Here is a 22,077-nt window from a genome sequence, read left to right on the forward strand (position 1 = left end):
CGTGACGGTCGGCCGATGTCGTGGCCGCCGATCATCCTTTCAGGGAAATCCATGCAAGAACCGCGTCGCCTCGTCGTTCCTCCTCAGTCGGGTCAGTCCATGTGCGTCAGGCGCGGCGATCTGATCCGCATCATCGATCCCAAGGGCCAACAGGTCTCGGACCTCTGGGCCTTCTCGACCGAAGGCAGGCTCGACTGGCTGAGCACGTCGCAAACCCGCGACATCACTGAGCGGCTTTTTCCCAGACCGGGCGACCATTTCTATAGCGCCGCCGGCAAGATCATGCTGACGCTGGTCGAGGACGCCTCTCCCGGACCGCACGACATGCTTTACCCGGCCTGCGACAGCGCGCTCTATGAGCGGGCCGGTCTGCCCAACCACCCGAACTGTCGCGACAATCTGATGACGGCGCTGAGCGCGGAAGGCATCGAACTGCCCTTCGCGCCCGATCCGGTTGATCTCTTCCAGAACTCCCTGCCGCAACCTGACGGGACTCTGGTGGTCGAGGCCTCGATCAATCCGCCGGGCGGTTACGTCACGCTGCGCGCCGAACAGGATCTGCTGCTTGTCGTCACAGCCTGCTCGGTCGACCATCACCCGACCAATGGCGACGCCTGCACCGAGATCGAGGTCGAGATCACTCCGGCTTCGTAAGGCCATCCTGGCCGCAAACTCATTGACTGGACATAAAGACTTCTTTATATCGTTATTTGAATTTCCCGATATGAAAGCCACGGCCATGACCACGACCAATCCGATCGATGCGCTGCTTGCCGAAAAAGGTGTGCTTCTGGCCGACGGCGCCACCGGCACCAACCTGTTCGCGATGGGTCTCGAGGCCGGCGAAGCGCCTGAACTGCTCAATGAGACCTCGCCCGGGACCATTGCCAGCCTGCATCAGAACTTCGTCGACGCCGGCGCCGATATCATCCTCACCAATTCCTTCGGCGGCACCCGCCATCGCCTCAAGCTGCATCACGCGCAGGACCGCGTGCATGACCTCAACAGGCGCGCCGCCGAAATCGCCCGCTCCGTCGCCGACAAGGCCGGCCGCAAGGTGATCGTCGCCGGCTCCGTTGGCCCGACCGGCGAATTGCTGGTGCCGCTCGGCGCCATGACCTATGACGATGCGGTCGACGCCTTCGCCGAACAGATCGAGGGCCTCAAGGCCGGCGGCGCCGAAGTCGCCTGGATCGAGACCATGTCGGCACCCGACGAGATCCGCGCCGCGGCCGAAGCCGCCATCCGCGTCGGCCTGCCCTATACCTATACCGGTTCCTTCGACACCGCCGGCCGCACCATGATGGGCCTGCTGCCGAAGGACATCCACGGCGTCGCCGACGGCCTGTCGCAGGCCCCGCTCGGTGTCGGCGCCAATTGCGGCGTCGGCGCGGCCGATATCCTTGCCTCGCTGCTCGACATGACCGAGGCGAAGCCGGAGGCGACAGTGATCGTCAAGGGCAATTGCGGCATTCCGGAATTCCGCGGCAGCGAGATCCACTATTCCGGCACGCCGGAGCTGATGTCCGACTACGTCCGGCTGGCGGTCGATGCTGGCGCCAAGATCGTCGGCGGTTGCTGCGGCACTTCGTTCGCCCACCTTGCCGCCATGCGCAAGGCGCTCGACGGCCACACCAAGGCTGAGCGCCCGACGGTCGCGACGATCGTCCAACGCATCGGCCCGATGCGCAACAAGACGGCAAGCGCGAGTGAAACCGGCGAAGGCCGGCGCGAACGTCGGCGCGGCCGCGCCTGACTGGCCTGATTTATTCGCTGCTTTCGGCGTAGCGCGACAGCGCCGTATTGAAATCGACGACGTTCTGGCTGTCGGAGCTCATCGTCGCCAGCGCGCCCGACGTGCCTGGGTCGCTGATCTGCTCCAGCATCGCGCGGAAACGGTCGTTGTTGAGCGCCGAGAGTGCAGTGTTGCGGGCGGCGTCGACATCGCTGCGGAGGCGCGTCGATTCCGACGTCGGAGTGCGCGCCGGCGTTGTGTTTGCCGTCGCCGCCGCGTTCCAGTTCGTGGTGATATGCAATACCTGCCCCTCAAGCTCGTCTATCAGCACGAACTAACAAGAGTTAATTGCGACGAGGTTCCGGAAAAGCCACGCAATTTAACGATCGCACAAATGGGCCGGCAGGATCCTGCCGGCCTTCGTTATTCGGTTCCTTCCCTTCGGCTCTCTACTTGTTGCTGTCCAGCGATGCAGCCAGGCGCACCAGCGACAGGAACTCCGCCCTGTAGCCGAACGGATCGGCGCCGCGCGCGGCGTTGGCGATCTCCGCGATCCGGTCATAGCCGAAATTCGCCGTCTGGTCCTCGTCGCGCAGCTTCTGCCCGAAGGCGGCGACCGCGACCGAGAAGCGCTGGTCCACGCCGGCCGCGTCGAAGGACTTGACCTCGTTGGTGGCGGTCACCGCCGTGGTGATCAACTTCGAGACGTTCTCGTTCGGCAGCTTGTAGCGGATCTTGACGAAGGCATATTCGTCGGCATTGGCAACGCCGCCATTGTCGACCTTGGCCTGGCCGTAGCGCAGCGGATCGACCTGCTCGCCGCCGCTGCCCTTCGGCGTGATCTCATAGACCGCCGTCACCGAATGGCCGGAGCCGATATCGCCGGCATCGACGCGGTCGTTGTTGAAATCCTCGCGCTTGAGTGCCCGGGTCTCATAGCCGACCAGCCGATATTCCGACACGGTCGCCGGATTGAACTCGACCTGGATCTTGACGTCCTTGGCGATGGTGAACAGCGTCGAGGAGGCATCATCGACCAGCACCTTTTGCGCTTCGGCAAGCGTATCGATATAGGCAGCCGTGCCGTTGCCGTTCTGGGCGATGGTCTGCATCATCTGGTCGTTCAGATTGTCGTGGCCGAAGCCGAACACCGACAGGAACACGCCGGTCTTGCGCTCTGTTTCGATCAGCCGTGTCAGGTCGTCGTCATCGGTCTGGCCGACATTGAAGTCGCCATCGGTCGCAAGCATTACCCGGTTGACGCCGTCCTTGACGAAGGATTGCTGCGCAAGCTTGTAGGCTTCGCGAATGCCTGCCTCGCCGGCCGTTGAACCGCCTGGCTCCAGATTGTCGATGGCCGCGAGGATCTTCTGCTTTTCCGCGGCCTTGGTCGGCATCAGCACCGTGCCGGCATTGCCGGCATAGGTGACGATGGAAACGGTGTCGTCAGCCTTCAGCTTGCTGATCAGGAGCCGGAAGGCGGATTTGAGCAGCGGCAGCTTGTCTGGCTCGTCCATCGAGCCCGAGACGTCGATCAGGAAGACCAGATTGGCCTTGGGCTGCTCGGCCGGCTTCACGTCAAAGCCCTTGATCGCGACATGCATGAGCTTGGTGTGCTCGTTCCACGGCGTCGGCATGACGGTGACGGTCGAGTTGAACGGCGTTGCCGCCGAATCCGGTCCCTTCCAGTCATAGGGGAAGTAGTTGATCATTTCCTCGACCCGCACCGTGTCGGCCTGAGGCAGCGAGCCTTCCTTCAGCGAGCGCCGCACGAAGGAATAGGAAGCCGTGTCCACATCGATCGAGAAGGTCGAGACAGGATCCTGCGCGGTCTCATGCACCGGATTGGTCTTGAAGGTCTCGACGCGGTCGCGGTTTTCCTCCTGCGGCTGCATCTGGTCGGCAGGCATCGGTGCGGGCTGCACCATCAGCTTGGAATCGGCGACGGCGCCAGCCGGCGCCTCGGCGGACTGCATGGCGGTTGCAGGCGCCTGGGCATTCGCGCGTCCGCCGCCGGCGAATTGGTCAACCTCCGCCGGTGCAGGCGGGGTCGCAGGTGCTGCCTTCGGCGCCAGTTCCTGCTTGGCGTAATCTTTCAACGCGCCGTCTTCGCGCTTTGCCAAGTCGTTTGATTGGCTCAGTTCAGCGGTCGGCTGCGCTGTCGGCGCAACCTTCGCCTGATCCTCAACGCGTCTTTCGCTGTCGGTGTCGGTCTTCTTCGCTTTTGCGGGCGCTGCTGCCAGCGGCTCGTTGATCGCGGATTGTTCCGGCACAGGCTTTTGCGCAACCGGCTTGTCGGCCGCCGTCTCGGTGACCGTGCCTTTGCCGCCGATGACCGGCGGCTGTTCCTTCAACATCTCGAAAGCGGCATAGCCGGCGATGGGCAGCGCGACCAGCGCGGTGATGGCCGGCGTGGCAATGAGTTTCCGTTGCATGATTTCCCTCCAGAGCTTTCTTGCTCGCTCCGTGAGACGAAGGCCTGCGAATGTTCCTTGGGGGACCGTCGAAAATTTTTCATCGAGGTCGAAGGCCTGCATGGCGGCGGCGAAGGCGCGCGCCTTTGCCGCATCGTCCGGCGCCGGCACTGCGAGATTGCGCAGCCCTTCGAGTTCGTTGTCGTCGACCATGGTCACACTTCCCCGGCTGAACGCATCAGCAGCTTCAGCCGTTTCTTCGCTTCATGGATGTGCCAGGAAACCGTCGTCTCCGAGATCGCCATCACCTCCGCCGCCGCCGCATGATTGAGACCTTCGCCATAGACGAGCAGCACCGCGTCGCGCTGCTTGTCCGGCAGCATGCGCACCGCCACCCACAGCGCCTCGGCCGGATCGTCGGTCTCAGCTGGTGCCTCGCCCGCGATCGACGCATAGGCGCCATAGGCATCCGTCTTGGCGGTGTCGCGGGCGCGCTTGCGCATCATGTCGCGCGAAGCATTCAGCGTCATGGCATAGAGCCATGTCGTGAAGGCGCCGCTGCCCTGATAATCGCGGATCGCGCGGCCGAGTCGCACGCAGACATCCTGGGCGATGTCCTCGGCATCGGCTTTGCGGCCGCACCAGCGATAGGCGGCGCGATAGACGAAGCCATAGTGCCTTTCGAGCAGTTTGCCGAAAGCCCCCCTGTCTCCGCCCCTCGCCCGCCCGATCAACTCGGCATCGGAGGCTTCGCTGTCGTCCAGCATCATCGCCATCATTTGCCTGTTGGACGAAGGCTAATGGCCAATCCTTGGGGCGATGAAAAGATTTTTTTGCGGCAAGACTTTTCCTTCTCCCCGTTCACGGGGAGAAGGTGTCCGAAGGACGGATGAGGGGCGGCGCGAACGTTCGAAGACTCGCGCTACACGGTGTCCTCTCAGTGATCTGCGGGCTCAGCCCAACGTCTCTTTGAAAAACGTCGTCAGCCGCTTCCAATGCCTCTCAGCCCCCGCCTCGTCATAGACGCTATGATCCGGCACGCACCAGCCGTGGCCGACGCCAACATAGTTCTCGATCGTGTGGTCGACCTCGGCCACCCTCAACACCTCCGCAAGCCGCGCCGACTGTTCCGGCGGGAAGCTGCGGTCGACGGCTGCGACGCCGACATAGACGCGCGCCTTGATCGAGGCCGCCTTGCGATGCGGGCTGTCGGGCGCGTCGCTGGCGAGATTGCCGCCATGGAAGCTTGCAGCCGCAACGATCCGAGCTGGATAACTCGCCGCCGCGTTCAACGCCCGCGCGCCGCCCATGCAGTAGCCGACGACGCCAACGGGTCCGGTAATCCCTTCGGCGGTAAGCGCATCGAGGAAGGCGGCGCCATCGCGGATGGTCATGTCCTGCGTCGTGCCGCCGCTCAACGCAGAGAGCGCGGCCTTGCTCTTTTCCTCGGCAAAGGCGGTCTTGGGATCGAACGGACCGTAGGGCGCATTGCGGTAAAAGAGATCGGGCACCAGCACGGCGTAGCCAAGCCCGGCGATGCGCTCGGCCATCTGGTCGAGCGCCGGACGCGGACCGAAAATATCCATGTACAGGATGATTCCGGCCTTGGCCGGCGCGGCCGGACGAAACAGCCGCGCTTTCGACGTACCGTCCTGGGTCTTGATCTCGACGTCCTGCTTCGTCATTGCGCGCTCCGCTTGTTGCCACGCGATAGATATCCGCGCCGCCAGTCAGGGCAAGCCACGACATCTCAATCGTGGTCAAGTTTCCGTGCGGCTCAGAAAAATGCCTACAGGCCGGCGAACGCTGCCATATGGAAGGCCTGCACGTCACGCGGATAGCGATAGCTCGTGCCATAGGGACAGGCGTTGCGGTCAAGGCAGCCGCCTGTCTTGCAGGGCGACCCGCGAGGGCCGCGCACATGATCGAGACAGGCCTCATGGGCAAAGTCCTGCGCCGAATAGGCGTCGACCGGACAGGATTTCAGGCAGGGTTTTTCGACACATGTGTCGCAAAGGTGAATCGCTTCGTGAGCTTGGGGGAGAGAAATCTCGTCCTCGAACAGCAATGCGCCACGATAGGCATGCCATAGCCCATATCGCGGGTGCATGAGGATGCCGAGCGGCGACGGCTTCAGCCCTTCCGCGCGCATCGCCCATTGCTGGAACGGCAGATAGGGCCGATCCGAAGGCGACACGGCGCGGGCGCCGAATTCCTTCGCCACGGCGCCGATAACCTCGCGCGACCAGCTGTCGAGCGGATTGGCGATCCCCCTCGCCTGCCGTTCAAGCCAGCGCTGGAAATGCGGCCAAGGCGCCGCGCCCGCTTGCCCGACCAGCAGGGCGGATCTGGCCAGCGCAGCGGACCCTACGGCTGGCGCCGTCTCATCGTCGCCAAAGTTGAAGCCGCCGCGAAGGATCAGGCCGTGGGCCGCGAGCGCGGTCGCAATCTCCTCGACCGGGTCGCGCACAACAATCATCCCTTCCGGTCCGGGTCGGAGAACGCGCTCCGCCAGACTTCCTTGTGGATGATGTCGGCCACTTTAGCCCGGCCTGACTCGGGCTCCTTTCAAGTGAAGGCGTCGGGCATCGAGCCCTTCTTCTTGGCGATGAATTCCTTCAGCGCTTCGTCGATCGCCGGATCGAGATGCGGCGCTTCGTAGCTTTCCAGCCAACGGCGGGCGAGCTCGTTGGCGCGCTGCGGCGCGGTCTTTTCGCCTTCGGCCAGCCACTGCTCGTAGGAATTGTTGTCGGCGATGTTGGAGCGGTAGAAGGCCGTCTGGAAATTCGCCTGGGTGTGATCGCAACCGAGATAATGGCTGCCCGGACCGACCTGGCGGATGGCGTCCATCGCCTGGCCGTTTTCCGACAGGTCGACACCCTCGGCAAACTTCTGCTGCATGCCGAGCTGGTCGATGTCCATCATGAACTTTTCGTAGCAGGAGGCGAGGCCGCCCTCGAGCCAACCGGCCGAATGCAGCACGAAATTGGTGCCGGCAAGGATGGTCGAGTTGAGCGTGTTGGCGCTCTCATAGGCCGCCTGCGCATCCGGGACCTTCGAGGCGCAGAGCGAGCCGCCGGTGCGGAACGGCAGGCCGAGCCGGCGCGCCAGCTGAGCAGCGCCATAGGAGACCAGCGACGGCTCCGGCGTGCCGAAGGTCGGCGCGCCCGACTGCATCGAGATCGATGAGGCGAAGGTGCCGAACAGCACCGGCGCGCCGGGGCGGATCAGCTGCGTGAACGAGGCGCCGGCCAGCACTTCGGCCAGCACTTGCGTCAGCGTGCCGGCAACCGTCACCGGGCTCATCGCGCCGGCAAGGATGAAGGGCGTGACGATGCAGGCCTGGTTGTGGCGCGAATAGACTTTCAGCGCCCCGAGCATGGTCTCGTCGAACACCATCGGCGAGTTGGCGTTGATCAGGCTGGTCAGCACCGTGTTGTTCTCGACGAAGTCGTCGCCGAACACCAGCTTGGCCATCGCCACCGTGTCCTGGGCCCGCTCCGGCGCCGTCACCGACCCCATAAACGGCTTGTCCGAATAGCGGATGTGGCTGTAGACCATGTCGAGATGGCGCTTGTTGACCGGCACGTCGACCGGCTCGCACACCGTGCCGCCCGAATGGTGGATCGACGGCGCCATATAGGCGAGCTTCACGAAATTCTGGAAATCCTCGATCGTCGCGTAGCGGCGGTTGCCGTCGAGGTCGCGCACGAAGGGCGGGCCGTAGACCGGCGCGAACACGGTCGCATTGCCGCCGATCTGCACCGAACGCTCCGGGTTGCGCGCATGCTGGGTGTAGATCGAAGGCGCGGTCTTCAAGAGCGAGCGGCAGAGCCCCTTGGGGAAATGCACGCGCTCGCCCTTGACGTCGGCGCCCGCTTCCTTCCACAGCGCCAGCGCCTCGGCATCATCGCGAAAAATGATGCCGATCTCTTCCAGCACCGTGTCGGTGTTCTTCTCGATCAGCGCCAGGCCTTCCTCGTTGAGGACCTCATAGACGTTGATCTTGCGCTTGATGTAGGTGAGCTGGGTGCCCGGACCGCCGCCCGAACGGGCCGCACGGCGTGCCGCCGCGCCGCCGCTGGCGCCGCGTCCGCGTCGTCCACCCGACGCTTCCTGCTCGACTGCCGCGTTATCGCTCATGATCGTTCTTCCTATAACTTGGCCTGAATTGGCTGGGCGGCCCATCGTCGCCGCTTCTTGCCGGATCGTAGCCATGCACCCTATTGGAAACGGCCAGCCAGCGCCAACGCCTGTCGCAAAATCGACAAGAAAAGCGCCAATTTTTCAGTCGCTTTCCTTTTGCGGGAAGTCGCAAATCAGCTATGGCTAGCTTGCCCTCGCGGGTTAGGTATTGGCGCATCGATTTTTAGGCTGCCGCAGTCATTCCGAGCAGCAAGGAGCCCGAGAAAAATGTCCGACGACGAGATCATCCTTTCCGAGCTTTCCGACGAGGAGCTTGTGCAGCAGATGCACGACGACCTCTATGACGGGCTGAAGGAAGAAATCGAGGAAGGCACGCATATCCTTCTCGAGCGCAATTGGGCGCCTTACAAGGTGCTGACCGAGGCGCTGGTCGAAGGCATGCGCATCGTCGGCGAAGACTTCCGCGATGGCATCCTGTTCGTGCCGGAAGTGCTGCTGTCGGCCAACGCCATGAAGGCCGGCATGGCGATCCTGCGTCCGCTGCTTGCCGCCACCGGCGCGCCAAAGCAGGGAAAGATGGTGATCGGCACCGTCAAGGGCGACATTCACGACATCGGCAAGAACCTCGTCGGCATGATGATGGAAGGCGCCGGCTTCGACGTCATCGACCTCGGCATCAACAACGCGGTCGAGAAATATCTGGACGCCATCGAGCAGCACCAGCCCGACATCATCGGCATGTCGGCGCTGCTCACCACCACGATGCCCTATATGAAGGTCGTCATCGACACGATGAAGGAAAAGGGCATCCGCGACGATTATGTCGTGCTGGTCGGCGGCGCGCCGCTCAACGAGGAATTCGGCAAGGCCGTCGGCGCCGACGCCTATTGCCGCGACGCGGCGGTGGCCGTGGAGACCGCCAAGGATTTCATGAAGCGCAAGCACAACGTTCGCGCTTCCGCCTGACCAAGGCATCAGGATGGATCAAAAAAGCCGCGCCTTGCAGCGCGGCTTTTTTGTTCCCAGATGATGGGAGAAGATCAGTTGACAGTGTCTTTGACCGCCCTTGCCGTCGATTTGACGTCCTTGCCGACGCCCCGGATGGTGTTGGCGCAGGCGGTGAGTGCAAGCGCGCAGGCCAGGATGGCGATCGGCGCGATGCGTAGCAGTTTCATGGACGGTGTCTCCCTCGACAGATATTAAGCCCCAGCGAAAGCCGGCCCGACTTGGTCAAGACGCAAAAAATGGAACCGAATCAAACAGACAGGCTGCTCGTCATCGCCTGCGGGATGATTGCGCGCGAAGTTTTGGCCGTCAAGCAACAGCTAAAGCTTGACCATCTCGAGCTGACCTGCTTGCCGGCCGAGTTCCACTTCTATCCGGATCGCATCGCGCCGGCGATGGACAAGGCGATCGAGAAGGCCAAGGCCGAAGGCTACGGGCGCATCTTCGTCGGTTATGCCGATTGCGGCACCGGCGGCCTGCTCGACCGCGTCATCGAGAAGCATGGCGTCGAGCGCATGGCCGGGCCGCATTGCTTTGCCTTCTACCAGGGCATGGATGCCTATACGAAGGTCGCCGAGGACGACATGATGTCGTTCTACATGACCGACTTCCTCTGCCGCCAGTTCGAGGCCTTCTTCATCAAGCCGCTCGGCTTGGACCGGCATCCGGAGCTGATCAAGGACTATTTCGGCAATTACGAGAAGCTCATCTATCTCGCCCAGACCGACGATCCCGAGCTCGACAAGGTTGCCGAAAAAGCCGCGGCCATGCTCGGCCTCGCCTATGAACGCCGCCCGACCGGCTATGGCGATCTGACAAGCGAGCTGGCGCGGGCGGCAGCCGGCGCCTGAGGGCTTCGCGCCTCCGCTTCGAGCGCCGCCAATACATCGGCAAAACTCGTCTTGCACACGAAGCCCAGTCGTTCCCTTGCACGCGACGGATCGTAAACACGGTCGATCGACGAGAACATCGTCCAGCCCTTCCTGGCGTAGAGGCGCGGATAATCCGGGAAATAGCGCGCGACAACCGATGGCGCGTCGGCGATTAGCTCGGCGCAATCCTCCGGTTTGAACGGCGTCGGCGCCGAGACGATAAAGACGTCGAAGCCCAGGCTCGGCGCCTTCTCCAACGCTGCGACATGGGCCTCCGCTGCATCCTCCACCGTCAGCCGCCGGAACAGCAATTCGTTCGCCTTGGTGTTGGCATCGGACTGCTCGATCGCATGCGCCATGTCGTCCGCTTCGGGAAAGAAGCGCGCCGTGCGCAGCACCACCACCGGCAGCCCGTGCTCGATATGATAGAGGCGGCACAGATGCTCGGCCGACAGCTTCGTCACGCCATAGATGTTGCGCGGCTCCGGCGACATCTCTTCCGTCAGCCAGGCCGCCTCGCGCGCGCCGCCCTGGAACCCGGCGCGGATCGCCCGCGAGATCATCAGCGACGTCGTCGAGGTGAAGACGAAGCGCCTCACACCACAGGCTACGGCCGCGTCGAGCAGGTTGAGCGTGCCTTGCACATTCGTCGCGACGAAGGCGCTGTTCTCGAAATGCTCGATATTCGGTTTGTGCAGCGCGCCGCTGTGAATGATGGCCTCGATGCTGTGCTTGCGGACGGTTCTCAGAACAAGATCGCGATCCGCGATCGAGCCGACGATCTGCGTGCGCGCCGAGAGAACCGGATCAAGGCCGATGACATCATGGCCGAGCGCCTTGAGTCTTGGCTCAAGCCCACTGCCCAGCCAGCCGGACGATCCCGTGAGCAAGATCCGCATCGATCGAACACCATTTTTCCGAGCCCACGCTGTTAAGCACGGATGACAGCCGATCGCGAACCGGTAAGTTGTGCGCCAGTGGCAGAAAGAACTTTGTTCCAGCCATTGATTGAGGAAACAGATTTCATGACCCCACGCCTGCTTTTTGCCACCCTCGGCCTCATCGTCCTGACTTTGCCTGCTCATGCCGATGGCGAGGTACAGAAGCTGATCACCGCCGCCGATAAGGCGCGGCTGGACAAGTATGGCGAGACGCGCAAGGCAGCCCTCGATGAGGCCAAGGCCGGCGATCCGGCCGAGGTCAAGCAACTGGATGAACTGCTCGCCAAGCCGCTGGTCGCCTTCTCCGACAAGGATCTCACCGGCAACTGGAAGTGCCGCACCATCAAGGCAGGCGGTATCAGCCCACTCGTTATCTATGGCTGGTTCAAGTGCAAGGTCACCGACGATGGCTCCGGCTGGCGGCTTGCGAAGATCAGCGGCTCGCAGCGTACGACCGGCCGCTTCTTCGACGACAACGAGAAGCGCGCCATCTACCTCGGCTCGTTCTCCGTCAATGACGACAAGGCCAAGCCCTATAGCAGCGGCCCCGAAAGCGACCAGGTCGGCTACGCCTTCCGCAACAGCGCCACCGAATGGCGCATCGAATTCCCCGCACCCTATTATGAATCGAAACTCGACATCATGGAATTCAAGCGCTGAGCCGGGCCTCGGCGCCTGACTGAAGGCCTTCGGCACACCAAGGATTAACCCGCGCCGAATAGCATCCGCCGGTCTTCAGAGCAGGTGCTTGCCATGGCGGCGACGGAATCGAGTACGCGACCAATCGTGGTCGTCACCGAAGGTGGTCCGCATATCTGGGCCATCGTCAACGCGCTTGCCGACCGCGTCGGTCCGGTGAGCGTCATCCTCGAAGCCCCCGAATCCAAAAAGCGGCTGCTCATGGGCCGCGCACGGCGGCAGGGCTGGATCTCGGCCATCGGCCAGCTTGGCACCATGGTGCTGACCAGACTTGGCAAGCGCTTCCTTGCCGGCCATGCCGGGCGGCTGATCGCCGAGGAGAAGCTCGCGACCGAGCCGCGGCAAGGCCAGGCGATCATCCATGTGCCGTCGGCTAACGGCCCGGAATGCCTGAAGGAAATCAAGCGCATCAAGCCGGGTGTCGTCCTGCTCGCCGGCTGCAGGCTGCTGTCGAAGGATATGCTGGCAAAGATGCCTTGCCCGGTGCTCAACTATCACGCCGGCATCGCCCCAAAATATCGCGGCATGAATGGCGGCTACTGGGCGCTAGCCTCCGGCGATCAAGGGAACTTCGGCACTACCGTGCATCTGGTCGATGCCGGCGTCGACACCGGCGGCGTGATGAAGCAGGCGCGCGGCAAGCCCAAAACAGGCGACACCATCGCCGGCTACGCGCTGCGTCAGGCCGCCTTTTCGCGTGATATCTGCGTCGAGGCGATCGGCAATGCGCTCGCCGGCAGATTGGAAACGATCGATCCGGGCCTGCCGTCGAAGCAGTGGTATCACCCGACGATCTGGTACTATCTCTGGACCGGTCTGACCAAACGCGTCTGGTAACCAGCCGGCGACGAATTTCAGCATTCGCTTTGCGTCATCAGCAGCGTCGCTTTTGAAGGCGCGCGCGTCGTCCCATAACAAGCGGCCCAACGGCGCTTGCGGCAATGCTCGCAGCATCAAGGAGCAAGAGTTTTATGGCCGATTTGATCGTCGTCTATTGGCGCGACATCCCCGCCCAGGTCATCGTCAAGAAGGGCCGGCAGAACGCCAAGCGCGAACTGCCGCTGCGCTTCACCGAGGCGATCGACATGTGCGCCATGCGCACCGGCGCCGGCGGCACCGACGACTATCTGGCGGAATGGCGCAAGGCCGACCCGGTTCCGGTCGGCGATGACATCGAGGCCGAGGTCGAAAAGGCTTTCCAGGAACTCGACGCGAAATATGACCGCGAGCGGCTGGTCGCTCTGGTCAAGGCTGGCGGGAAAGAAAATGTCTGACAAGCAGCCGACGGTTACCCAGGCCACCTTGGTCAAGAAGGCAGCGCCGAAATCCGACTACAAGCCTGCCGACGTGTCGCCGCAGCGGCGCGTCCAGCGCACGTTTGCCGTGCGGCTTTGGTCCATCCGGCACTCGCGGCTGCTCGAATGGTTCTACAGCAGGTTCGCCGACGTCTTCCTGCTGCTCCACCCGCTGTGGAAAGGCATCGGCTATGGCCGTGTCGAAGCTCCGGTGAAATTTGTCGAGAAGCGCGTCAAGGGCTTCATGTTCGACTGCCGCATGTGCGGCCAGTGCGTGCTCTCCTCCACCGGCATGTCGTGCCCGATGAACTGCCCGAAGCAACTGCGCAACGGCCCGTGCGGCGGCGTGCGCGCCAACGGCAATTGCGAGGTCGAGCCGGACATGCCCTGCGTCTGGGTGAAGGCCTGGGAAGGCTCGCGCAACATGGTGCATGGCGACAAGATCCTCGACGTGCAGAAGCCGGTCGACCAGTCGCTGCGCGAAACCTCGGCCTGGCTGAGGGTGACCGCGCAGGCCGCCGCGGCGCGTGAAACGACCCAGAATCCCGGAGCTTCGGCATGAACGCCCGCCAGCTTGACGAGAACCCGGCCGGCATCCACCTGCCGCTCGATCCCCTGCCCGGCCACACGTCTCGCGGCCGGCTGGAGCGCGTGCTGCGCCGCGGCGAGTTCGCGGTGACGACCGAGCTCAATCCGCCCGACAGCGCCGATCCGGAAGACGTCTACAACCGCGCCAAGATCTTCGACGGCTGGGTCGACGCCATCAACGCGGTCGATGCCTCCGGCGCCAACTGCCACATGTCGTCGGTCGGCATCTGCGCGCTGCTTACCCGCATGGGCTATGCGCCGATCATGCAGATCGCCTGCCGCGACAAGAACCGCATCGCCATTCAGGGCGACGTCTTGGGCGGCGCCGCGATGGGCGTCGCGAATATGCTGTGCCTCACCGGCGACGGCGTGCAGGCCGGCGACCAGCCCGGCGCCAAGCCGGTGTTCGACCTCGATTCCATGTCGCTGCTCGAAACCATCCGCATCATGCGCGACAACGGCAAGTTCCTGTCCGGCCGCAAGCTGACGACGCCGCCGCAGGTTTTCCTCGGTTGCGCGGTCAATCCTTTCGCGCCGCCTTACGACTTCCGCCCGGTCCATCTCGGCAAGAAGATCGCCGCCGGCGCGCAGTTCGCGCAGACGCAGTATTGCTTCGACGTGCCGATGTTCAAAACCTTCATGCAGAAGGCCCGCGATCTCGGCCACACCGAAAAGCTGTTCCTGCTCTGCGGCGTCGGTCCGCTGGCTTCCGCCAAGACGGCGAAATGGATCCGCTCCAACGTGCCGGGCATCCACATCCCCGACGCGGTGATCAAGCGGCTGGAAGGTGCGCAGGATCAGAAGAAGGAAGGCAAGCAGCTCTGCATCGACATCATCAACGAGGTGAAGGAAATCCCGGGCGTCGCCGGCATCCACGTGATGGCCTACCGCCAGGAGGAATATGTCGCCGAGATCGTCGATGAATCCGGGGTGCTGAAAGGCCGCCAGCCCTGGCAACGCGAAATCCGCCGCGACGACCAGATCGTCGCCGAGCGTCTCGACCACATACTGCACGACGAGATTACCGAAACCCAGGTGGACATGGTGAAGACCGCGCATTGATGTATGTCGCCCAAAAGTGGGAACCGGTTTTGGGACAACGACATACATGAACTTAGAGTCTAGGTGGCAGTCACCATCCGCTTGAACCAAATCAGATAACGATATAAAGAACTCTTTATATCCCGACGGAGAGATCGCATGACCCGCACCATCGTCGCCTCGGCAACCCGAGAAATCGTCATCGGCTTCGATCAGCCCTTCTGCGTGATCGGCGAACGCATCAACCCGACCGGCCGCAAGAAGCTGGCCGCCGAAATGGTGGCTGGCAATTTCGAGACCGTCATCAAGGACGCGCTGGAACAGGCCGCCTGCGGCGCCACCATGCTGGACGTCAATGCCGGCGTCACCGCCGTCGACCCCAACGCTACCGAGCCGGCGCTGCTGGTGCAGACGCTGGAGATCGTGCAGGGCCTGGTCGACCTGCCACTCTCGATCGACTCATCCGTCACCGCCGCGATCGAGGCGGCGCTGAAGGTCGCCAAGGGCCGCCCGCTGGTCAACTCCGTCACCGGCGAGGAAGAAAAGCTCGAGGCCATCCTGCCGCTGGTCAAGAAATACAACGTCCCGGTTGTTGCCATCTCCAATGACGAGACCGGCATCTCGATGGACCCGGACGTCCGCTTCGCCGTCGCCAAGAAGATCGTCGAGCGCTGCGCCGACCACGGCATTCCTTCGCATGACGTCGTCGTCGACCCGCTGGTCATGCCGATCGGCGCGCTGGGCGATGCTGGCCACCAGGTGTTCGCGCTGCTGCGCCGCCTGCGTGAGGAGCTCAAGGTCAACACCACCTGCGGCCTCTCCAACATCTCCTTCGGCCTGCCGCACCGCCACGGCATCAACGCCGCCTTCATCCCGATGGTGATCGGCGCCGGCATGACGAGCGCCATCATGAACCCGGTGCGTCCGCAGGAAATGGAAGCCGTGCGCGGCGCCAATGTGCTCAACGGCACCGACGAGAACTGCACCAACTGGATCCGCACCTACAAGGACTACAAGCCGGCCGAAGGCGGCCACGCGGTCGCTGCTCCGGTTGCGGTGACCGCGCCAGGCGACGGCGCTGCCGCCGGCGGCCGCCGCCGCGGCGGTCGCGAAGCCCGCATGGCGAGGGGATAAGCGCGCAATCGTGAGCCGCATCGCAAACAGCGCTGGTCCGATCGCATCGTGGATGCGGTCGGACAGCTCTGCTTTGCGTTCAGGCCGCGCCCAATATGGCGTCGAACAGCGCCATGCCCGCCCACGATCCGAAAATGCCCGTGACGCCGCCGACGATGAAATCATCATCATAGGCGGGCCAATATGCATGCAGCGCCAAGGTTCCGACGACCGCGCCGAGAATCCCGGTAGCAAGATATTGCGGATTGCGCAGCCACGAACCCTTGATCACGCGCACCATGGTGAACGCGGTGAGGACGGCGGAGAGCAGCAGATCCGACATGGTTGGCCCCTGGACCAACCGACTCTCCGCCCAATAGTAGAACGATCCGTTAAACGGCATCGGCAATTGCCATCGAGACGCGTGCCAGCATGAATCCTCCGCCCAACATCACCGATCCGCTCGTGCTGTTCATGCCGTCCGGGAAGCGCGGCCGGTTCCCGGTCGGCACGCCGGTGCTCGATGCCGCGCGCCAACTCGGCGTCTATGTCGAGAGCGTGTGCGGCGGCCGCGCCACCTGCGGGCGTTGCCAGATCGAGGTGCAGGAAGGCAATTTCGCCAAGCACAAGATTGTTTCGTCGAACGACCACATTTCGCCCAAGGGCGCCAAGGAAGAGCGCTATGAGCGCGTCCGCGGCCTGCCCGAGCGCCGTCGCCTCTCCTGCTCCGCCCAGATCCTCGGCGACCTCGTCATCGACGTGCCGCAGGACACGGTCATCAACGCCCAGACAATCCGCAAGGACGCCGACACCAGGGTGATCGCCCGCGATACGGCGATCCGCATGTGCTATGTCGAGATCGAAGAGCCCGACATGCACAAGCCGCTCGGCGACCTCGACCGGCTCAAGATCGCCTTGATGAAGGACTGGAACCTCAAGAACCTCGAATTCGACTTCTACCTCATGCCGCAGGTGCAGGGCATCCTGCGCAAGGGCAACTGGACCGCAACCGCCGCCATCCACAAGGATGCCGACAGCGACATCGCGCGCGTCATCGCTCTGTGGCCCGGCCTGAAGAACGAAGCCTACGGCCTCGCCTGCGACATCGGCTCGACGACCATCGCCATGCATCTGGTGTCACTGCTCTCGGGCCGCGTCGCCGCGTCCTCCGGCACCTCCAATCCGCAGATCCGCTTCGGCGAGGATCTGATGAGCCGCGTCTCCTATGTGATGATGAACCCGGACGGCCGCGAAGGCATGACGGTCGCCGTGCGCGAGGCAATCTCAAGCCTCGTCGACAAGGTTTGCGCCGAAGGCAACGTCCAGCGCGCCGACATCCTGGATTCCGTCTTCGTCGGCAATCCGATCATGCATCATTTGTTCCTCGGCATCGATCCGACCGAGCTTGGCGGCGCGCCGTTCGCGCTCGCCGTCTCGGGCGCGGTGCGCATCAAGGCATCCGACATCGGCCTCAAGCTCAACCAGGGCGCCCGCCTCTACATGCTGCCCTGCATTGCCGGCCATGTCGGCGCCGATGCGGCCGCCGTCACCCTGTCGGAAGGCCCGCATCGCCAGGACGAGATGATGTTGATCGTCGACGTCGGCACCAATGCCGAAATCGTGCTCGGCAATTCCACGCGCGTCGTCGCGGCCTCCTCGCCCACCGGTCCGGCCTTCGAGGGCGCGGAAATCTCAGGCGGCCAGCGCGCGGCGCCCGGCGCCATCGAGCGCGTGCGCATCGATCCCGACACGTTGGAGCCGCGCTACCGCGTCATCGGCTCGGAACTGTGGTCCGATCAGCCCGGCTTTACAGAGAGCGTGCAGGCGACCGGCGTCACTGGCATCTGCGGCTCCGGCATCATCGAAGTGATCGCCGAGATGTATCTGTCGGGCATCATTTCGGAGGACGGCGTCGTCGACGGATCGCTTGCCATGCGCTCGCCGCGCATCGTGACCAACGGCCGCACCTTCTCCTATGTGCTGAAGGAAGGCGAGCCGAAGATCACCATCACCCAGAACGACGTGCGCGCCATCCAGCTTGCCAAGGCGGCGCTCTATGCCGGCACCAAGCTTTTGATGGAAAAGCAGCACACCGATCATGTTGACCGCATCCATTTCGCCGGCGCGTTCGGTTCCTTCATCGATCCGAAATACGCCATGGTGCTCGGCCTGATACCTGACTGCGATCTCGACAAGGTCTCGGCCGTCGGCAACGCCGCCGGCGCCGGCGCCCGCATGGCGCTCCTCAACCGCGGCTACCGCCGCGAGATCGAGGAGACGGTGAGCCGGATCGAGAAGATCGAGACGGCGCTGGAGCCGAAATTCCAGGAGCACTTCGTCTACGCCATGGCGCTGCCGAACAAGGTCGACCCCTTCCCCAAGCTGGCCGCCGCGGTGAAGCTGCCGCCGCGCAAGGCGATGAGCGAGGACGGCGGCGCCGGCGACGCCACCCCGCGCCGGCGCTCGCGCGAGGAGCGGGCTGCAAGGCGTGGCCGCGACTAGAGCAAGCTCAAGCGAGCAGCGAGCTCATTCTGCCGCGCCTGCGGCCCCGGCGTTTCTTGCCTTCACGGCACCCTTGGGGCGTTGCGGGTGCAGCAGAGCGACCAGCGGCTTTTCGACGAGCAGATAAAGCACTGCCGAGAAGGCAAGCGTGCCGACCAGGATCATTGCCGGCTGCAGTGCCGCCGGGGTCCCGATCCTCAACACGACACCGGTCGCCAGGACGCCGACCACCACATGCCATAGATAGATCGAATAGGACGCATCGCCGAGAAAGCTGGGCAGCGCAGCAGGCTTGAACGGCCGGGCCCGTTCGGCAAAGACAGCGCCGGCCACGATCAATGTGGCCGGAAGCCCCCAGCGCAAGACGCGAGCCATATCCGCCTCGAGCAGTGGGCTGGCCGCAAGCAGCAGAAATCCCGCGCCAGCCATCGCCAGCGCCGCTCCGAGCGGAACCCTGGCGCCCTGGAGCCACAACCGCCCCACGGCAGCTCCGGCCGCGAACTCGAGCACGACAGGATCGGTGAAGGCACGTGCATATCCCGCCGCGAAAGCGAAATGCAGCGCGACGATCGTCACAAGCGCTCCCACGAGAACGCCAAACCGCCAGCGCTCCCCGAGGAACAGAGCCAGGGTGAAAAGCAGATAGAACATCATTTCATAGCAGAGCGTCCACCCCTGTAGGACAACCGGATGCAGCGCGTTCTCCTGCAGCACCGGCACGAAGAACAGCGAACCGACGAAATTCGAGACACTGAGGAAGTGGCCGTAAAAGAACTGCGACTTGAGCAGGATGCCCGCCGCGGTCAGAAGCGTGACGATCCAGTAGAGAGGCACGATGCGGGTGAAGCGGCGGCTCATGAAACGCCAGGGATCGGCCGGCCGGCCGGCGGTCGTCACCCACATGATGAAGCCGCTGATGACGAAAAAGATATCGACGCCAGCTGCTCCGACATCGAACGGGCCGCCGAACTGCTCGCTGACGTGGAAGCAAACCACAGCGCATGCGGCGAGGCCCCGCAGATATTGAATACTGTGGATGCTGGTCACGACGCTCGAGTCCAGATCGAGCCACGCTGCAGTGCATGCAGTCGGTATCGCATTGCAGAATACCTATGAAGCCGCGCACCGCTGTCAACCGCTTATGGCGCGATGCAGGTAAGAACCGGCACGCCTGGCCTGCCAACGTCGTTTGCATGCAATGTTTCGGAACCGCGCGTTCCTGAAACCGAAACGCTGTTTTCGCGAAATCGATCCGATACACGCGTCAGCCATTTAACGGGCACCGCATCGCGGCCGGGATAGCTCGGCCACCGCTGCTCTTAAAGGGAGATGAAAATGTCGATGTTTGGAAATCTCAGCCGCTTCGGTGTCACCATCAGGCAGGCCCATGCCAGGAACAAGGCGATCCGCGCGCTCAACGATCTGCCGGCGCATGTCCGGAAGGATATCGGTTGGCCGGCCTCGCCGCCGAGCGACCCGCAGGCAGCACTGCACAAGCTGCTTCTGGGCACGCCGCGCTGATGACCTTCGCCGACAAATGCAAGCTGCTCGGCAACCGCCGGGGCCAGAACGCGGCCCTGGCGACCGGCGACAACAAATTGCGCGCGGCACTGCTGCCGAAGCGGCGCTAAAGCATGATCCCGAAGCGGTTAGGCTCGGCCACTCACCGTAACTTTCCGTCCGGCATTGCGCGGACCAAGACTTGGCACCATCGGATCACGCCGATGTGCCAGCGGCGAAACCTTGACATTTTTAACGGCGGTACGATCTTCGAGGAGCGGGGGGAAATCTCTTAGTCGGCTCTGCCGAGATCCGTGTATCCGCATGCCCAGTTTGAAAAGCCATCTCGTTTCATTCGTTCTGCGGCACAGCCGCAAGAAGGCATTTTCCAGTCCCGAAAACCTGCAGCGCTGGATCGCTTACGCCCGCAAGACCGAGGACCATCATCCGCCGGCCTTGCTCAAGGCGCGGCTGGACATCACCGAGACCGAAATCGGCGGCTTTCCCGTCTATGAGATCGCCCCGAAGGCAGGCGAGCGCCGGCGCATCCTCTACATGCATGGCGGCGCCTTCGTCTTTCAGATCACGCCCTACCATTGGGGGCTGATCGCCGAGATGGCCGAACGCCTCGGCTTCGGCATAACCGTGCCGGTCTACCCCATCGCGCCGGAGCACGATTTTCACGACATGTTCGGCATGGTCGGCGATGTCTACCGGCGCATGCTCGATGTGACCGACGCCGAGGACATCGTCTTCATGGGCGATTCCGCCGGCGGCAACATGGCCGTCGTGCTGACCATGATAGCGGCCGAGGAGGGCCTGCCCTCACCGTCACGCCACGTGCTGATCTCTCCCGGCCTCGACATGTCGCTGTCCAATCCGGAAGTGTTCGAGGCCGAGCGCAACGATCCGTGGCTCGGCATTCCGGGCGGACTGGAGGCGATCCGGCTCTACAGCGCCGGCATCGATCGTTCCGACTGGCACATTAGCCCGCTCTACGGCGATCTCTCGGTGCTGCCGAAGACATTGCTGCTCACCGGATCCCGCGATCTGCTCAGCCCCGACAATCTGATCTTCGCCGAACGAGCGCGCGCCGCCGGCGTCGAGGTCGACGTGGTCTATGAGGAAGGCATGTTCCATGTGTGGCCGCTGATCGAAATGCCGGAAGCGCGCCGCGCGCGCGACAGCATCGTCGACTTCCTCACGGCTCCTTCGCCGCGACTGGCTCAAGCGCGACGCAGGACGAAAACCATTTTCGCAGAGCGCCCGGCCCCGGCGGCCGAATAACTCAGAACTTGCCGGTTTCGCGGAACAGTTCAAAGGTCGCCCGGATATGGTCGGCGACCGCCTTCACCGGCGCGCTGGCGTCGGGGGCCACCACCATGGCAAGATTATAGGTGCCGATCTCCGGCATGCCGTCCTTGGCGCCCAGCGACACCATCTCGTCGCCGAGGAACGACTTCGGCAGTGGCGCCACCGCAAGGTCGGCCATAATGGCGGCGCGCTGGCCTGCCGTATGGGCACTCATATAGGCGATGCGGTAGTTGCGGCCCTCGCGTCCGAGCGCTTCGAGAGCGCCGGCCCGCCAGGCGCAACCCTCTTCCCACAGCGACACCGGCAACGGTTCGCGCAGATGTGCGCAGCCGCCCTTGGCGCCTGCCCACACGATCGGCTCGGTCAACAGCACCTCGGCGCCGATCGCGCTGGTCTTGTAGGAATTGGTCAGCAGCGTGATGTCGAGCGCGCGGTCGTCCATGCGGCGGCGCAGGTTGATGCTCTGGTCGATGGTGACGTCGACCGCGATCGAGGGATGCGACTGCGCGAACCGCTTCAGCACATGCGGCAGCACGCGCTCGCCATAGTCGTCCGGGGAACCGAGTCGCACCACGCCGACAATGTCGGGAATGATGAACTTAGACACCACCTCCCGGTTGATCGACAGCAGCCGGCGTGCGTAGCCGAGCAGCATCTCGCCATCCGTGGTCAGCGTCACCGAACGCGCGTCGCGCGCGAAAACGGAACGGCCAAGGATGTCCTCCAGCTTCTTGATCTGCATGGAAACGGCCGACGGCGTGCGGAACACCGCATTGGCGGCGGTGGTGAAACTGCCGGTCTCGGCGATCGCCACGAAGGTGCGAAGCACGTCGAGATCAAGCAGCGGCAAAGGATGATTGAGCGGGGCATTCATGGGAGACAGCCTTCAATTTTTCTGATGCAATCCATCAT

Annotated in this window: 24 protein-coding genes; 13 read left to right on the forward strand and 11 right to left on the reverse strand. The window is 63.5% G+C overall.

The features are described from left to right. Positions 1-51: 51 nt before the first annotated feature. Positions 52-654, forward strand: coding sequence for an urea carboxylase-associated family protein (locus tag EN869_RS18280; RefSeq protein WP_127227030.1), 603 nt, complete (start codon positions 52-54; stop codon positions 652-654). An 85-nt stretch (positions 655-739) separates the two neighbouring features. Beyond that, positions 740-1,756, forward strand: coding sequence for a betaine--homocysteine S-methyltransferase (bmt, locus tag EN869_RS18285; protein WP_167506921.1), 1,017 nt, complete (start codon positions 740-742; stop codon positions 1,754-1,756). Positions 1,757-1,766: 10 nt separating this feature from the next. Here bmt and EN869_RS18290 read toward each other — a convergent pair whose 3' ends face one another. From EN869_RS18290 to EN869_RS18315, 6 genes are all read right to left on the reverse strand, one after another. Further along, positions 1,767-2,066 (reverse strand): hypothetical protein, encoded by a 300-nt coding sequence (locus tag EN869_RS18290; RefSeq protein WP_127227028.1) that lies wholly within the window; start codon positions 2,064-2,066, stop codon positions 1,767-1,769. A gap of 118 nt (positions 2,067-2,184) precedes the next feature. Further along, a complete protein-coding gene (locus EN869_RS18295) occupies positions 2,185-4,362 on the reverse strand; it encodes a VWA domain-containing protein (RefSeq protein ID WP_127227027.1) in 2,178 nt (725 codons plus the stop codon). Between the two features lie 2 nt (positions 4,363-4,364). Beyond that, positions 4,365-4,925, reverse strand: a complete 561-nt coding sequence (locus EN869_RS18300) for an RNA polymerase sigma factor (protein WP_127227026.1) — start codon at positions 4,923-4,925, stop codon at positions 4,365-4,367. A 177-nt stretch (positions 4,926-5,102) separates the two neighbouring features. Then, positions 5,103-5,834 carry a dienelactone hydrolase family protein gene (locus tag EN869_RS18305; protein ID WP_127227025.1) on the reverse strand — a complete coding sequence of 244 codons (732 nt, stop codon included), beginning with the start codon at positions 5,832-5,834 and terminating at the stop codon, positions 5,103-5,105. 104 nt (positions 5,835-5,938) lie between these two features. Next, positions 5,939-6,619: a 4Fe-4S dicluster domain-containing protein gene (locus EN869_RS18310; protein ID WP_127227244.1), complete on the reverse strand. Its 681-nt coding sequence runs from the start codon at positions 6,617-6,619 to the stop codon at positions 5,939-5,941. A 98-nt stretch (positions 6,620-6,717) separates the two neighbouring features. Then, a complete protein-coding gene (locus EN869_RS18315) occupies positions 6,718-8,292 on the reverse strand; it encodes a trimethylamine methyltransferase family protein (protein WP_127227024.1) in 1,575 nt (524 codons plus the stop codon). A 270-nt stretch (positions 8,293-8,562) separates the two neighbouring features. Here EN869_RS18315 and EN869_RS18320 point away from each other — a divergent pair, with 270 nt between their 5' ends. Continuing rightward, positions 8,563-9,261, forward strand: coding sequence for a B12-binding domain-containing protein (locus tag EN869_RS18320; protein WP_126099636.1), 699 nt, complete (start codon positions 8,563-8,565; stop codon positions 9,259-9,261). 74 nt (positions 9,262-9,335) lie between these two features. Here EN869_RS18320 and EN869_RS18325 read toward each other — a convergent pair whose 3' ends face one another. Continuing rightward, the gene (locus tag EN869_RS18325; protein WP_041003961.1) at positions 9,336-9,470 is read right to left on the reverse strand and encodes an entericidin A/B family lipoprotein; all 135 of its coding nucleotides are present in this window, start codon (positions 9,468-9,470) and stop codon (positions 9,336-9,338) included. Positions 9,471-9,521: 51 nt separating this feature from the next. Here EN869_RS18325 and EN869_RS18330 point away from each other — a divergent pair, with 51 nt between their 5' ends. After that, positions 9,522-10,151, forward strand: a complete 630-nt coding sequence (locus EN869_RS18330; RefSeq protein WP_127227023.1) for a DUF1638 domain-containing protein — start codon at positions 9,522-9,524, stop codon at positions 10,149-10,151. Here the strand turns inward: EN869_RS18330 and EN869_RS18335 are convergent. Next, a complete protein-coding gene (locus EN869_RS18335; protein WP_127227022.1) occupies positions 10,103-11,071 on the reverse strand; it encodes an NAD(P)-dependent oxidoreductase in 969 nt (322 codons plus the stop codon). The genes EN869_RS18330 and EN869_RS18335 overlap by 49 nt on opposite strands. A gap of 126 nt (positions 11,072-11,197) precedes the next feature. Between EN869_RS18335 and EN869_RS18340 the strand changes: the two genes are divergently transcribed. The 6 genes from EN869_RS18340 (at position 11,198) to EN869_RS18365 (ending at position 15,870) form a co-directional block, all read left to right on the forward strand. Beyond that, positions 11,198-11,773 carry a DUF4893 domain-containing protein gene (locus EN869_RS18340; protein ID WP_127227021.1) on the forward strand — a complete coding sequence of 192 codons (576 nt, stop codon included), beginning with the start codon at positions 11,198-11,200 and terminating at the stop codon, positions 11,771-11,773. A 93-nt stretch (positions 11,774-11,866) separates the two neighbouring features. Further along, positions 11,867-12,649 carry a formyl transferase gene (locus EN869_RS18345; protein WP_127227020.1) on the forward strand — a complete coding sequence of 261 codons (783 nt, stop codon included), beginning with the start codon at positions 11,867-11,869 and terminating at the stop codon, positions 12,647-12,649. Positions 12,650-12,783: 134 nt separating this feature from the next. Beyond that, complete coding sequence (locus EN869_RS18350; RefSeq protein WP_127227019.1) at positions 12,784-13,086, forward strand: virulence factor; 303 nt, start codon at positions 12,784-12,786, stop codon at positions 13,084-13,086. Continuing rightward, positions 13,079-13,669, forward strand: coding sequence for a methylenetetrahydrofolate reductase C-terminal domain-containing protein (locus EN869_RS18355; RefSeq protein ID WP_127227018.1), 591 nt, complete (start codon positions 13,079-13,081; stop codon positions 13,667-13,669). Before EN869_RS18350 ends, EN869_RS18355 begins: the two co-directional genes overlap by 8 nt. Further along, a complete protein-coding gene (locus EN869_RS18360; RefSeq protein ID WP_127227017.1) occupies positions 13,666-14,757 on the forward strand; it encodes a methylenetetrahydrofolate reductase in 1,092 nt (363 codons plus the stop codon). The genes EN869_RS18355 and EN869_RS18360 overlap by 4 nt, the downstream gene beginning before the upstream one ends. Positions 14,758-14,895: 138 nt before the next feature. Next, the gene (locus tag EN869_RS18365) at positions 14,896-15,870 is read left to right on the forward strand and encodes a methyltetrahydrofolate cobalamin methyltransferase (protein ID WP_127227016.1); all 975 of its coding nucleotides are present in this window, start codon (positions 14,896-14,898) and stop codon (positions 15,868-15,870) included. A 79-nt stretch (positions 15,871-15,949) separates the two neighbouring features. On the opposite strand, the gene EN869_RS18370 is transcribed toward EN869_RS18365, so the two are convergent. Then, positions 15,950-16,192, reverse strand: a complete 243-nt coding sequence (locus EN869_RS18370; RefSeq protein WP_245489330.1) for a hypothetical protein — start codon at positions 16,190-16,192, stop codon at positions 15,950-15,952. An 89-nt stretch (positions 16,193-16,281) separates the two neighbouring features. Between EN869_RS18370 and EN869_RS18375 the strand changes: the two genes are divergently transcribed. Further along, positions 16,282-18,351: an ASKHA domain-containing protein gene (locus EN869_RS18375; protein WP_127227014.1), complete on the forward strand. Its 2,070-nt coding sequence runs from the start codon at positions 16,282-16,284 to the stop codon at positions 18,349-18,351. Positions 18,352-18,375: 24 nt separating this feature from the next. On the opposite strand, the gene EN869_RS18380 is transcribed toward EN869_RS18375, so the two are convergent. Continuing rightward, on the reverse strand, positions 18,376-19,398 hold the full coding sequence (locus tag EN869_RS18380; RefSeq protein ID WP_245512339.1) for an acyltransferase: 1,023 nt from the start codon (positions 19,396-19,398) through the stop codon (positions 18,376-18,378). Positions 19,399-19,686: 288 nt separating this feature from the next. Between EN869_RS18380 and EN869_RS18385 the strand changes: the two genes are divergently transcribed. Together EN869_RS18385 and EN869_RS18390 are read left to right on the forward strand one after the other, a co-directional pair. Next, positions 19,687-19,872, forward strand: coding sequence for a hypothetical protein (locus tag EN869_RS18385; RefSeq protein WP_127227013.1), 186 nt, complete (start codon positions 19,687-19,689; stop codon positions 19,870-19,872). 303 nt (positions 19,873-20,175) lie between these two features. Then, the gene (locus EN869_RS18390) at positions 20,176-21,138 is read left to right on the forward strand and encodes an alpha/beta hydrolase (RefSeq protein WP_127227012.1); all 963 of its coding nucleotides are present in this window, start codon (positions 20,176-20,178) and stop codon (positions 21,136-21,138) included. A 1-nt stretch (position 21,139) separates the two neighbouring features. Here the strand turns inward: EN869_RS18390 and EN869_RS18395 are convergent, their stop codons facing one another. Next, a complete protein-coding gene (locus EN869_RS18395; protein WP_040981895.1) occupies positions 21,140-22,039 on the reverse strand; it encodes a LysR substrate-binding domain-containing protein in 900 nt (299 codons plus the stop codon). Between the last annotated feature and the right edge of the window lie 38 nt (positions 22,040-22,077).

It is taken from the genome of Mesorhizobium sp. M2D.F.Ca.ET.226.01.1.1 (assembly GCF_004022705.2).
GTDB lineage: Bacteria > Pseudomonadota > Alphaproteobacteria > Rhizobiales > Rhizobiaceae > Mesorhizobium.